13 protein-coding genes are annotated in these 11,655 nt (G+C 30.5%); 12 read left to right on the plus strand and 1 reads right to left on the minus strand.

The annotated features are described in order from the left end of the window. Positions 1–34: 34 nt before the first annotated feature. From rpmE to trxB, 10 genes are all read left to right on the plus strand, one after another. Positions 35–235 (plus strand): 50S ribosomal protein L31, encoded by a 201-nt coding sequence (gene rpmE, locus L8X97_RS04740; RefSeq protein WP_039664588.1) that lies wholly within the window; start codon positions 35–37, stop codon positions 233–235. Next, the gene (rsmI, locus tag L8X97_RS04745) at positions 235–1,053 is read left to right on the plus strand and encodes a 16S rRNA (cytidine(1402)-2'-O)-methyltransferase (RefSeq protein WP_263662760.1); all 819 of its coding nucleotides are present in this window, start codon (positions 235–237) and stop codon (positions 1,051–1,053) included. Before rpmE ends, rsmI begins: the two co-directional genes overlap by 1 nt. A 19-nt stretch (positions 1,054–1,072) precedes the next feature. Further along, positions 1,073–1,753: a 23S rRNA (guanosine(2251)-2'-O)-methyltransferase RlmB gene (gene rlmB, locus L8X97_RS04750; RefSeq protein ID WP_133319494.1), complete on the plus strand. Its 681-nt coding sequence runs from the start codon at positions 1,073–1,075 to the stop codon at positions 1,751–1,753. Beyond that, complete coding sequence (locus tag L8X97_RS04755) at positions 1,746–2,618, plus strand: hypothetical protein (RefSeq protein WP_263662761.1); 873 nt, start codon at positions 1,746–1,748, stop codon at positions 2,616–2,618. Before rlmB ends, L8X97_RS04755 begins: the two co-directional genes overlap by 8 nt. Beyond that, the gene (locus tag L8X97_RS04760) at positions 2,612–3,418 is read left to right on the plus strand and encodes a hypothetical protein (protein ID WP_263662762.1); all 807 of its coding nucleotides are present in this window, start codon (positions 2,612–2,614) and stop codon (positions 3,416–3,418) included. Before L8X97_RS04755 ends, L8X97_RS04760 begins: the two co-directional genes overlap by 7 nt. Positions 3,419–3,430: 12 nt before the next feature. Beyond that, a complete protein-coding gene (locus L8X97_RS04765) occupies positions 3,431–4,633 on the plus strand; it encodes an LL-diaminopimelate aminotransferase (RefSeq protein WP_133319497.1) in 1,203 nt (400 codons plus the stop codon). A gap of 1 nt (position 4,634) precedes the next feature. Beyond that, positions 4,635–5,888: a homoserine dehydrogenase gene (locus L8X97_RS04770; RefSeq protein ID WP_133319498.1), complete on the plus strand. Its 1,254-nt coding sequence runs from the start codon at positions 4,635–4,637 to the stop codon at positions 5,886–5,888. Next, complete coding sequence (locus tag L8X97_RS04775; protein WP_133319499.1) at positions 5,888–6,226, plus strand: YraN family protein; 339 nt, start codon at positions 5,888–5,890, stop codon at positions 6,224–6,226. The genes L8X97_RS04770 and L8X97_RS04775 overlap by 1 nt, the downstream gene beginning before the upstream one ends. Positions 6,227–6,278: 52 nt before the next feature. Next, the gene (gene trxA, locus L8X97_RS04780; RefSeq protein ID WP_039619298.1) at positions 6,279–6,593 is read left to right on the plus strand and encodes a thioredoxin; all 315 of its coding nucleotides are present in this window, start codon (positions 6,279–6,281) and stop codon (positions 6,591–6,593) included. Between the two features lie 117 nt (positions 6,594–6,710). Further along, positions 6,711–7,649 carry a thioredoxin-disulfide reductase gene (gene trxB, locus L8X97_RS04785; RefSeq protein WP_263662763.1) on the plus strand — a complete coding sequence of 313 codons (939 nt, stop codon included), beginning with the start codon at positions 6,711–6,713 and terminating at the stop codon, positions 7,647–7,649. A gap of 19 nt (positions 7,650–7,668) precedes the next feature. Here trxB and L8X97_RS04790 read toward each other — a convergent pair whose 3' ends face one another. Beyond that, positions 7,669–9,450 carry a PhoX family protein gene (locus L8X97_RS04790; RefSeq protein WP_263662764.1) on the minus strand — a complete coding sequence of 594 codons (1,782 nt, stop codon included), beginning with the start codon at positions 9,448–9,450 and terminating at the stop codon, positions 7,669–7,671. Positions 9,451–9,585: 135 nt separating this feature from the next. Between L8X97_RS04790 and dapB the strand changes: the two genes are divergently transcribed. Together dapB and purF are read left to right on the plus strand one after the other, a co-directional pair. Further along, positions 9,586–10,314: a 4-hydroxy-tetrahydrodipicolinate reductase gene (dapB, locus tag L8X97_RS04795; protein WP_263661500.1), complete on the plus strand. Its 729-nt coding sequence runs from the start codon at positions 9,586–9,588 to the stop codon at positions 10,312–10,314. Further along, on the plus strand, positions 10,315–11,655 hold the full coding sequence (gene purF / locus L8X97_RS04800; RefSeq protein WP_263662765.1) for an amidophosphoribosyltransferase: 1,341 nt from the start codon (positions 10,315–10,317) through the stop codon (positions 11,653–11,655).

The raw sequence follows: 11,655 nt of genomic DNA on the forward strand, positions 1-11,655 counted from the left end.
AATTACGCCTTAATGTTTTGAAAAAGGATAAACAATGAAGAAAGAAATTCACCCAGAATATGTAGAGTGTAAAGTTAGTTGTGCTTGTGGAAATTCTTTTACTACTAAGTCAAATAAATCAGAAATTAAAGTTGATATTTGTTCAAGCTGCCACCCATTCTTTACAGGCAGTGAAAAAATCGTAGATGCTGCGGGTCGTGTAGAGAAATTTAAGAAAAAATACGCAATGCAATAATGTTATATTTTATTCCTACGCCCATAGGAAATTTAAACGATATTTCTTTTCATTCTTTAGAAATTTTACAAAAATGCAAGCTCTTTTTATGTGAAGATACAAGAGTTTGCAAATCTTTAATTCATCTTCTTAATGAAAAATTTAATTTAGAAATAAAACCTGATAAATATCTAGCCTTACATACTCATAATGAAAAAGATTTTTTAGCAAAAATAGATGAGGATTTTTTTAAACAAGATATTGCATATTTAAGTGATGCAGGTATGCCAGGTATTAGCGATCCGGGGCAATTTTTAATCGAATATGCTATTAAAAACAATATTGACTATGAAGTCTTAACAGGATCAAATGCTGCTTTGCTTGCATTGGTTTCAAGCGCATTTTGTAAAAAAGAATTTATTTTTATGGGTTTTTTGGCTAATAAAAATCCTCAAAGACAAAAAGATATTGAAAATTTAATGCTTAATCCTTATCCTAGTATAGTTTATGAAGCACCTACTAGAATACTTAATTTAGTAGAAGAAATTAGTAAAATTGATCCTTTAAGAGAAATTTTTATCATAAAAGAAGCAACAAAGAAATTTGAAACTAAATTTAGGGCAGAAGCTTTAGAGGTTTTGGAAAAATTAAAAACAATGGATTTACGCGGTGAGTGGTGTGTAGTGGTAAATGCTAAAGAAAAGCAATTTCATCAAAATACCTTGTGTGAGCAAGATATTTATGAGCTTGATTTATCTTTAAAGGCAAAGGCAAAACTTCTTTCGAAAATCAATGCAAAATCTCCAAAAGAAAATTATCAAAAACTGCTTTTAAGTTGAATTTGGTTATTATTTAAAAATGATAGTTTATGGTAAGCAAGTGTTTTTTTATATCTTAGAAAAGCATGAAGAAAAAATTAAAGAAATTTATTTAGCGAAAGAATGTGAAAAAGCTGATTTTTCAAAAATAACAAGGGCATCAAAAAAAATTAAAAAACTCGATTTTAAAGCCGCACAAAGCTTGGCAAGAGGTGGAAATCATCAAGGTTTTTTAATGGAAATTGATGAATTTGAATTTAGCTCTTTTGAGAGTTTAAAAGAAAAAGATTTTATAGTTATTTTATATAATATTAGCGATGTTGGAAATATAGGTGCCATCGTGCGTAGTGCTTATGCTTTAGGTGCTGATGGGGTTATTTTGGTAGCTAAAAGCGTGGCTATGGATGGAGTTATTCGTGCAAGTAGTGGAGCAGCTTTAGATATGAAAATAGTCTTAAATGATGATATTTTAAGCATGATAAATGAGTTAAAACAAAAAGGTTTTTATATCTATGCTAGTGCAAGCGGAGGTAGTGATATACATACTATCAAGGCTAAAGATAAAAAAGTTTTGATTATGGGAAGTGAAGGTTTTGGTATAGCGCCAAAGGTGCTTAAAAAATGCGATGAGTGCGTAGGTATAAAAATGCACAATGATTTTGATAGTTTAAATGTTAGTGCAGCATTTGCAATACTTTGCGATAGGATGAAAAATGGATAGTTGGAAAAAATTAGAAGATTTAAATTTGTTAGAAGTTCAAAAAAGAACACAAATAGAAATAGCTTGTCTTGAATATATCATTAAGAAAGATTTTAAGTCTTTATCCCGCTTTAATGTAAATGGCTTTATTAAAATTTTACAAAGAGAGTATGAGCTTGACTTTTCTAATTTTTTAGAAGAATATCATGCCTATTTAGAAGAAAATGGTATTGAGAAAAAAAATCATGTGCATATTTCACCTAGAATGAACTCATATACCAAAGAAAGCTCAAGTGTATGGTATATTGTGATTATAATAGTAGTACTTTTGATAGTAGCTTTGGCCTGGGGTGTTTCAAGATTTTTTCAAAGTTCTACTTTAGATGAAAATACTACCAATGTATTAAATCAAGAGCAGGTTGTTTTAGAAGAAAAAGTTGATGAAAATGAAACACCAGTTCTTAATTTTTTTGCTGATGATGCTATGGAAAATAATGAAACAAACGCGACTATTTTAGAACCAATAAGCGAGAACAATAATACAGAAAAAACATTAGAAGATAATGCTAGCTCAAATATGCCTGAAGAAAATATCATTTTACTCAATGAAAGCATTATAAAACCAAGTGCAGAGCTTTGGCTTGGTATGGTGGATTTAAAAACTTTTAGAAAGAGCTCTTTAACTATTAAAAATGATTATGTTTTACCTTTGGATAAAGATATGTTAATTACCACAGGCCACGCTGCTTTTAGCTTAAACGATGAAAATAATAATACTTTAGAGTTTAAAAACGGTGTGTCTAAATTTTTAATGATTAAAGATGGTAAAATCAAACAAATTACAAAAGCTGAATTTATCAAAGAAAATAGAGGAAAATTATGGTAAGAATTTTAATATTTTCCATTTTTTTTACTCTTAACGCTTTTGCACTAAGTGCTTTAGAAGTTGCAAAACATATTGTTAATGATAATTCTAAAGATGCAAAATTAGAGCTTTTGTTTGCAAGGAATGATTATAAAGATGAACGCGGAAATGTAGATATTTACACTATTTCTCAAATTTTAAAAACTAATTCTTTGGCAAATTTTATATTAAATGAGCCAAAAACTCTAACTTTTAGTTTTAAAGCTCAAGCTGATTCTGTTTTATTTTTTAAAACTATTAATGATACTTTAAACGAATTAGGCTATGTGTATTTTATACCAACTGAATTAACTTTAAGGGAAAATTATATTACCTATAAGTTAGCTGTAGATTCTCAATATATGCTTGATCCAGGAGTTTTCTATAAAGCCTTGTTATCAAGCTCTGTTTTTATTAAAGATATTTCTAAAATTTCAGAATTAAATTATGAGTATGAGCTAGATTTTTCAAAAGCAAAACCTAAAGTTAATACTCAAATTCCACTAAATACCATCACTCAATTAAATAAGCCTTTAAGGGAATATATTGTTGATTTACAAGGAGCAAAAAGCATAGAGCTTAGTGCGCACAATCTTGATTCTTGGTTTTGTAAAATTCAATTTTTAGATAAAAATTTAAATTTTATTCAAGGTATAGAAAACACGCACAAACAAAATGAAGTTAATATAAATATCCCATTGGGTGCAAAATATGCTATCATTGGCGATATGTTTAGCCTTGATAACATAAAAAGGGGTTTAAAGATTTACTTAAGACGCTAAAAAGGATGGAAAATGTTTGAAGAAATTCATTTTAATACCATAGAAAGACTTCCAAATTATGTTTTTGCTGAAGTTAATGCGATTAAAATGGCAGCAAGAAGAGCAGGGGAGGATATAATAGATTTTTCTATGGGAAATCCTGATGGTAAAACTCCTCAACACATTATAGATAAACTTTGCGAAAGTGCAAATAAAGAAAAAACTTCTGGTTATTCTGCTTCGAGTGGAATTTATAAACTAAGACTTGCAATTTGCAATTGGTATAAAAGAAAATACGATGTTGATTTAGATCCTGAAAGTGAAGTAGTTGCAACGATGGGTTCTAAAGAAGGCTTTGTAAATTTAGCAAGAGCCGTTATTAACCCAGGAGATGTAGCTATTGTACCTACACCCGCTTACCCTATACACACTCAAGCTTTTATCATAGCAGGTGGTAATGTAGCAACTATGAATTTTGATTTTAATGAAAATTATGAATTAAATGAAAATACTTTTTTTGAAAATTTACAAAAAACACTACATGAAAGTATTCCGCGTCCAAAATATGTAGTAGTAAATTTTCCGCACAATCCTACAACAGTCACTGTGGAAAGAAGTTTTTATGAGAGATTAGTTGCAATGGCAAAAAAAGAAAGATTTTATATTATTTCTGATATTGCTTATGCAGATTTGACTTTTGGTTCTTATAAAACCCCTTCTATTTTTGAAGTTGAAGGTGCTAAAGATGTAGCGGTAGAAACTTATACACTTTCAAAGTCTTACAATATGGCAGGTTGGCGTGTAGGTTTTGTAGTGGGTAATAAACGCTTAATTGCGGCTTTGAAAAAAATCAAGTCTTGGTTTGATTATGGTATGTATACTCCTATACAAGTTGCTGCTACTATAGCTTTAGATGGAGATCAAACTTGTGTTGAAGAGATTAAGGCAACTTATGCAAAAAGATTAGAAGTCTTGCTTGATTCATTTTTTCAGGCAGGATGGGAGCTGAAAAAACCTAATGCAAGTATGTTTGTTTGGGCAAAACTCCCTCAAGGTAAAGCTCACCTTGGAAGTATGGAATTTTCTAAACAGCTTTTGCAAAAAGCAAATGTAGCGGTAAGTCCTGGAGTTGGTTTTGGTGAAGCGGGTAATGAGTATGTTAGAATAGCTTTAATAGAAAATGAAAATCGCATTCGTCAAGCAGCAAGAAATATAAAAAAATATTTAAGAGAATAAAATGAAAATCGCAATTTTGGGATATGGTACGGTAGGAAGTGCTGTTGTAGAGACTTTGCTAAAAAATCAAGATTTAATCAAAGCAAGATGTGATGAAGAAATTATTCCAGTAATTGCTTTGGCAAGAAATCCAAAACCAAATGCATTAATTCCTGTGGTAAATGATATTGATGAGGTTTTAGAGCGTGAAGATATTGATGTATTTGTGGAGTTAATGGGTGGTATTGATTTACCCTTTGAGATAATTTCAAAAATTTTAAAAAGAAAAAAAGCAGTGGTAACTGCTAATAAAGCTTTGCTTGCTTATCATCGTTATGAGCTTGAAAAATTAGCACAAGATACAGCTTTTGGTTATGAGGCGAGTGTGGCGGGTGGAATTCCTATTATTAAAATTTTAAAAGAGGGCTTGAGTGCTAATAATATTGTTTCTATTAAAGGCATTTTAAATGGCACAAGCAATTATATTTTAAGTAAAATGACCGAAGATAATACCAAATTCCAAGAGGTGTTAAAAAAAGCACAAGATTTAGGATATGCTGAAGCTAATCCCACTTTTGATATAGAGGGTTTTGATGCAGCGCATAAACTTTTGATTTTAGCAAATATTGCCTATGGATTAAGAGTAAAACCTGAAGATATTTTGATTGAGGGTATTAGCAAAGTAAGTAATGAGGATATTTATTTTGCAAAAGAATTTGAATATACCATAAAACACTTGGGTATTGCTAAGATTAAAGATGAAAAAATAGAATTAAGAGTTCATCCTACCATGCTTAGCAAAGATAAAATACTAGCAAAAGTTGATGGGGTAATGAATGCTATTAGTATTGATGGAGATGTATTGGGTGAAAGTTTATATTATGGCCCAGGAGCAGGTGGCAGGGCAACTGCAAGTGCTGTTATAGCTGATTTAATCGATATAGCAAGAAAAGAAAAAAATAGTGCTATTTTTGGGTATTTAAATGATACTTCTTATAAACTTTTAAGTAAAGATGAAATTTATACAAGATATTATTTAAGATTAAAGGTATTAGATAAAATAGGAGTTTTATCAAAAATCACACAATTAATGAGTGAACATCAAATTTCAATCGATACTTTCTTGCAAAAGCCTAAAAAAGAAAAGCAAGATTATAGCACTTTATTTTTCATCACTCATCAAACTTATGAAAAAAATATACAAATTTTAACTCAAAAGCTTAGAGAACAAGAATTTGTAAAAGATGATGTTTTTATGATGAGAATAGAAGAGTAATGGCATTATTTGAATATCTTTTTGGTAAAAAAGGAGAAGAGTTAGCGTGTGAATTTTTAAAAACACAAGGATTTGAAATTTTAAAAAGGAATTTTTATTCTAAATTTGGAGAAATTGATATTATTGCTAAAAAAGATAAAATTTTACATTTTATTGAAGTTAAAAGCACGCAAGGTGATTATGAGGTAGAATATAGATTGGATAATAAAAAATATAATAAAATTATTAAGACTATAGAATATTACTTTATGAAACATAAAAATGATGAAAATTATCAACTAGATTTACTTTGCGTATATAAAGATGATATAAAACTTTTAGAGAACATTAGTTATTAAGGGAATGTTTATTCTATTTTAATAGAATTTGAAAAAACAAAGGAGAAAAAAAATGGGAAAATATATTGATTTAACTACAGAAAATTTTGCACAAGCAAAAGAAGGTGTAGCTTTAGTAGATTTTTGGGCTCCATGGTGCGGACCTTGCAGAATGCTTGCACCGGTAATTGATGAGCTTGCAAATGATTTTGATGGTAAAGCTAAAATTTGTAAAGTAAATACAGATGAGCAAGGTGATTTGGCTGCACAATTTGGTGTAAGATCTATCCCAACTATCATTTTCTTTAAAGATGGTGAAGTGGTTGATCAACTAGTTGGTGCTCAATCAAAACAAGCTTTAGCAGATAAACTAAACTCACTTTTATAATCTTAAGCCACTTTTTGTGGCTTTTCTTCATATTTTTTACTATTTAATAATTTTTATTATTTATAATTAAAGAAAAATTTGTATAATACTTATAAATAAAACTATAAGGAAAATATCATGTTAGATTTAGCTATTATAGGTGGTGGACCTGCAGGTTTGAGCGCAGGTTTATATGCTACAAGAGGTGGATTAAAAAATGTTGTAATGTTTGAAAAAGGTATGCCTGGTGGGCAGATTACTTCGAGTTCAGAGATAGAAAATTATCCTGGAGTTGCTCAAGTTTTAGATGGAATTTCTTTTATGGCTCCTTGGAATGAACAATGTATGCGTTTTGGTTTAAAACATGAGATGGTAGGTGTTGAGCAAATTAGTAAAAATTCTGATGGAAGTTTTAATATAAAATTGGAAGGCGGTAAAAACGAACAAGCAAAAGCAGTTATTGTTTGCACAGGTTCTACTCCGCGTCGTGCTGGTTTTAAAGGCGAGGACGAATTTTTTGGTAAAGGTGTGAGTACTTGTGCAACTTGCGATGGCTTTTTTTATAAAAATAAAGAAGTGGCTGTTTTAGGTGGGGGAGATACTGCTTTAGAAGAAGCTTTGTATCTAGCTAATATTTGTTCAAAAGTGTATTTAATCCACAGAAGAGATGAGTTTAGAGCAGCACCTTCAACAGTTGAAAAAGTAAAAAATAATGACAAAATAGAATTAATCACAAATGCGGTTGTTGATGAGGTTTGCGGTGATAATATGGGTGTTAATAAAATTAAAATAGCATTTAATGATGGTTCTAAAAGAGAGCTTGATATGCCTGGAATCTTTACCTTTGTTGGATTAAATGTAAGAAATGAAATCTTAAAACAAGACAATGGTGAATTTTTATGTGCTATGGAAGAAGGTGGTCAAGTTAGCGTTGATCTTAAAATGCAAACTAATATAGCAGGGTTATTTGCAGCAGGTGATTTAAGAAAAGATGCTCCAAAACAAGTAATATGTGCAGCAGGTGATGGAGCGGTTGCAGCACTTAGCGCTTTAGCTTATATTGAAAATTTACACTAGAATTTCTAGTGTAAATTGATTAACTTCCAATAACTCCGCCATCAATTTTACTTATTGCTATTATACTTGATCTTGGTGTTTTGCCATAAGGAAATTGACTGCCTTTTAATTTCTCTCCTGGATGTTGAATTCCAACAAACATAGTTTTATAATCTTGACTAAAAGCAATTCCTGTTATTTCGCAAGCTATTGGTCCTGTTAAAAATCTTTTTATTTCCCCTGTTTTTGGATTAGCTGCTAACATACAATTATTTCCCATGCCTTCAAATTCTTCTTGATTAGAATAGTTTCCATCAGTTTGTATCCAAAGGCGACCATCTCTATCAAAACTTAATCCATCAGGGGAATTAAATTTATTATTACTTGTAATGTTGTTTGAGCCTTTATTTAAACTTGTTTGATTGTCAGGGTTTCCTGCAAGTGCAAAAATTTCCCAAGTAAATTCATCATCTTTATGAGAATTTTTATGCTCCCATTTAATTATTTGTCCGTAAATATTTTTTGTTCTCGGGTTTGCTGGATTTGGGTTATTATTTTTTTTATTGTTTGTTAAGGTAGCAAATACTTCTTTTGAGCCACTTTCTTTATGGCTTGCTATCCATTCGCATCTATCCATAGGAGTTGCATTTACAATAGATCCAGCAATTCTAGCATTGATTAACACATCTGCTTGAGAGTTAAAACCATTTTCTTTATTAAGGTTATTTTTACCATATTCTAACTCAATCCATTTTCCACTCCCTCTAAAATCTCCTATTTTTCCATTAAATTGTGCTACATATAAGGTTCCTTCATCTAAAATTTTGCTAGTATCTAGACCTTTTTTATATTTATGTTTGCTTATAAATTTATAAATAAATTCATTGGCTTCATCATCTCCCATATAAATTACAACGGTTCCATCATCTTCTACAATTAATTCTGCATTTTCGTGTTTAAATCTTCCAAGAGCTGTTCTTTTTATAGGTATGCTGTTTGGATCAAATGGATCAATTTCTACAACCCATCCAAATTTATTTGCCTCGTTTGGATTTTTACTTAAATCAAATCTTTCATCAAATTTTTCCCACCCATATTGACTTTGAGTTTTAAATCCAAATCTAAGTTGCTCTTTTGAAAATTTAATTTTTTCATCTAAACTTCCAAAAAAATCATTTATATTTTCTTCGCAAGTAAGATAAGTCCCCCAAGGTGTTTTTCCATTGGCACAATTATTTAAAGTTCCATATATAAAATTTTCATTTTGAAGTACTTGTTGTTTTGCTGGACCACTAATGCTCATTTTTGTATTTGCATCGATTCTGCGATTGTATTTAGAATCAAGCACCACAGACCATTGATCTTTTTCTTTTTTTATTTCAAAAATGCTCACTCCTAAATTTGCTTGTTCATATAAAATATCTTCTAAGCTAAGATTTTTACCTTGATGTTTAAACATAATTTCAGGATTTATATATTCATTATTAATAGCTAGTATAGCCCTATCTTTTGAAAGAGGAAAAAAACTCATACCATCGTTATTGTCTCCAAAAGTTAATTTAGCATTTTCCACAGCTTTTTTATCGATATTTTTTTCTTCATCATAAATAGATGCTTTGCTAAAAAGAGGATCGCCCCATGAGATTAAAATATCTGCTTTGTAGCCATCTGGTACGATAACTTTATCTTCTGTGCTAGCAGGTATTTCTTTAAAATTTAGCAAATCTTTATCTTTTAATAAACTCGCATTTAAATTTGAGCTAGCAAAAAATGCTACCATAGAACCCAAAGCTGAACCTTTCAAAAATGTTCTTCTTTTCATAAAACTCCTTTTAAAAATGTGTTATAAATTTAAAGTTTTTTGGAAACTTTTTGGAAACTTTTGCTCATGGTATGTAATATTGTATTAATTAACTTAGTGATACAATTTCTCACTGCAAATATAAAGGATAAATTTATGATATGTATAGGAATTCATGGGAGCAATGGTCGCATGGGTAAACAAATTGAAAATTGTTTACAAGATCAAAAAGATGTTAAAGCAAGTGCATTTTTTTATCAAGGATCAAGCTATGAAGAATTTTTTAACAAATGCGATGTAATAATTGATTTTTCTTCCCCGAAAGGTTGTGAGGATTTGTTGTTATACGCAAGAAGCAATCCTAAACCTTTAGTGATAGGTACTACAGGATTAGATGCTAAGCAAAATGAGTTAATGCAAAGTGCAAGCATTACTATGCCAATTCTTTATGCTACCAATATGTCTTTGGGTGTAGCTATTTTAAAAAAACTTTCATGTTTAGCAAGTGAAGCTTTAAGGGATTTTGATATAGAAATACTTGAAATGCACCATAATAAGAAAAAAGACGCCCCAAGTGGTACAGCTATGACTTTAGCACAAAATGTCGCTAAGGCTAGGAATTTAGATTTGGAAAAGGTTAGAGTAAGTGGTAGAGATGGGATTATTGGTCAAAGAAGTAAAGATGAAATCGCAGTGATGAGCTTAAGAGGTGGTGATATAGTGGGTTCTCATAGAGTTGGATTTTATAATGATGGTGAATTTATAGAATTAAATCATAGTGCTACTTCAAGAGCTACTTTTGCTATGGGGGCTATTAGATGTGCTAAATGGCTGGTTTCTCAAGAAAATGGCTTATATGATATAGACGATTGTTTAGGAATTTAAATGTGTGCGGTAGTTGGAGTAATTAATTCAAAAAATGCAAGCACGGTGGCTTATTATGCTTTATTTGCTATGCAACATCGTGGCCAAGAAGCAAGTGGAATTAGCGTGAGTGATGGTTTAAATATCAAAACTCATAAAGCTAAAGGTGAAGTAGGACAAATTTTTAATACTCAAATTTTAGCAGATTTAAAAGGTAGTATAGCTGTAGGGCATAATCGTTATTCTACCGCTGGAAATTCTTCTTTGCATGATGCACAGCCTGTCGCAGCTACTTGTTCTTTGGGTGATATTTCTTTAGTGCATAATGGAAATTTGATTAATAAAGAAGAAGTTAGAAAAGAATTAATTGACAATGGGGCTATTTTTCATTCTAATATGGACACAGAAAATGTTGTACATTTAATAGCAAAAAGCAAAAAAGAAACTTTAAAAGATAGGTTTATAGAAAGTCTAATGCAAAGTAAGGGTGCATATTGCTTTATGTTAGCTAGTAAAAATCAACTTTTTGTGGTAAGAGATCCTTATGGGGTTAGACCTTTATCTTTGGGAAAATTAAAAGATGGTGGATATATTGTAGCGAGTGAAACTTGTGCTTTTGATTTGATAGAAGCTGAATTTATCCGCGATATAAAGCCCGGTGAAATGCTAGTTTTTACTCAAGGTAGTGATGAGTTTGAAAGCATTCAAGTTTTTGATAAAACAGATCCAAGAATTTGTGCATTTGAATATATTTATTTTGCTAGACCTGATAGTATTATAGAAGGTAAAAGTGTATATGAAGTGCGTAAAAAAATGGGTGAAGCCTTGGCTAAAAAATTTAAAGAAAAAGTAGATTTTGTAGTGCCTGTTCCTGATAGTGGAGTAAGTGCTGCTATAGGTTTTGCGCAATATTTAAAAATTCCACTTGAAATGGCCATAGTTAGAAATCACTATGTTGGAAGAACTTTCATAGAACCAACTCAAGAAATGAGAAATTTAAAAGTAAAACTGAAATTAAATCCTATGAAGAAAGTTTTAGAAGGTAAAGATATAGTGGTGATTGATGATAGTGTAGTAAGAGGAACAACTTCTAAAAAAATCATCACACTTTTAAGACAAGCAAGTGCTAGAAAAATTCATTTGGCTATAGCTTGCCCAGAAATCAAATTTCCTGATATTTATGGTATAGACACTCCAACTTTTGAAGAGTTAATTTCAGCTAATAAGAGTATTGAAGAGGTTAGAGAATATACAGGTGCAGATAGTTTGACTTTTTTAGATATTAATGAGCTAGTTTCAAGCATAGGCAATGAAAGAAAATATTCTTTGATTAGTTTTGATGGGGATTATTTTATTAAATAA

This window comes from Campylobacter sp. CNRCH_2013_0671h, assembly GCF_025773055.1.
GTDB classification, from domain to species: domain Bacteria; phylum Campylobacterota; class Campylobacteria; order Campylobacterales; family Campylobacteraceae; genus Campylobacter_D; species Campylobacter_D lari_D.

Excerpts from the sequence above, each read along its gene's own strand:
- rpmE (WP_039664588.1), top strand. The coding sequence starts at position 35 with ATGAAGAAAGAAATTCACCCAGAATATGTAGAGTGTAAAGTTAGTTGT.
- rsmI (WP_263662760.1), top strand. The coding sequence starts at position 235 with ATGTTATATTTTATTCCTACGCCCATAGGAAATTTAAACGATATTTCT.
- rlmB (WP_133319494.1), top strand. The coding sequence starts at position 1,073 with ATGATAGTTTATGGTAAGCAAGTGTTTTTTTATATCTTAGAAAAGCAT.
- L8X97_RS04755 (WP_263662761.1), top strand. The coding sequence starts at position 1,746 with ATGGATAGTTGGAAAAAATTAGAAGATTTAAATTTGTTAGAAGTTCAA.
- L8X97_RS04760 (WP_263662762.1), top strand. The coding sequence starts at position 2,612 with ATGGTAAGAATTTTAATATTTTCCATTTTTTTTACTCTTAACGCTTTT.
- L8X97_RS04765 (WP_133319497.1), top strand. The coding sequence starts at position 3,431 with ATGTTTGAAGAAATTCATTTTAATACCATAGAAAGACTTCCAAATTAT.
- L8X97_RS04770 (WP_133319498.1), top strand. The coding sequence starts at position 4,635 with ATGAAAATCGCAATTTTGGGATATGGTACGGTAGGAAGTGCTGTTGTA.
- L8X97_RS04775 (WP_133319499.1), top strand. The coding sequence starts at position 5,888 with ATGGCATTATTTGAATATCTTTTTGGTAAAAAAGGAGAAGAGTTAGCG.
- trxA (WP_039619298.1), top strand. The coding sequence starts at position 6,279 with ATGGGAAAATATATTGATTTAACTACAGAAAATTTTGCACAAGCAAAA.
- trxB (WP_263662763.1), top strand. The coding sequence starts at position 6,711 with ATGTTAGATTTAGCTATTATAGGTGGTGGACCTGCAGGTTTGAGCGCA.
- L8X97_RS04790 (WP_263662764.1), bottom strand. The coding sequence starts at position 9,450 with ATGAAAAGAAGAACATTTTTGAAAGGTTCAGCTTTGGGTTCTATGGTA.
- dapB (WP_263661500.1), top strand. The coding sequence starts at position 9,586 with ATGATATGTATAGGAATTCATGGGAGCAATGGTCGCATGGGTAAACAA.
- purF (WP_263662765.1), top strand. The coding sequence starts at position 10,315 with ATGTGTGCGGTAGTTGGAGTAATTAATTCAAAAAATGCAAGCACGGTG.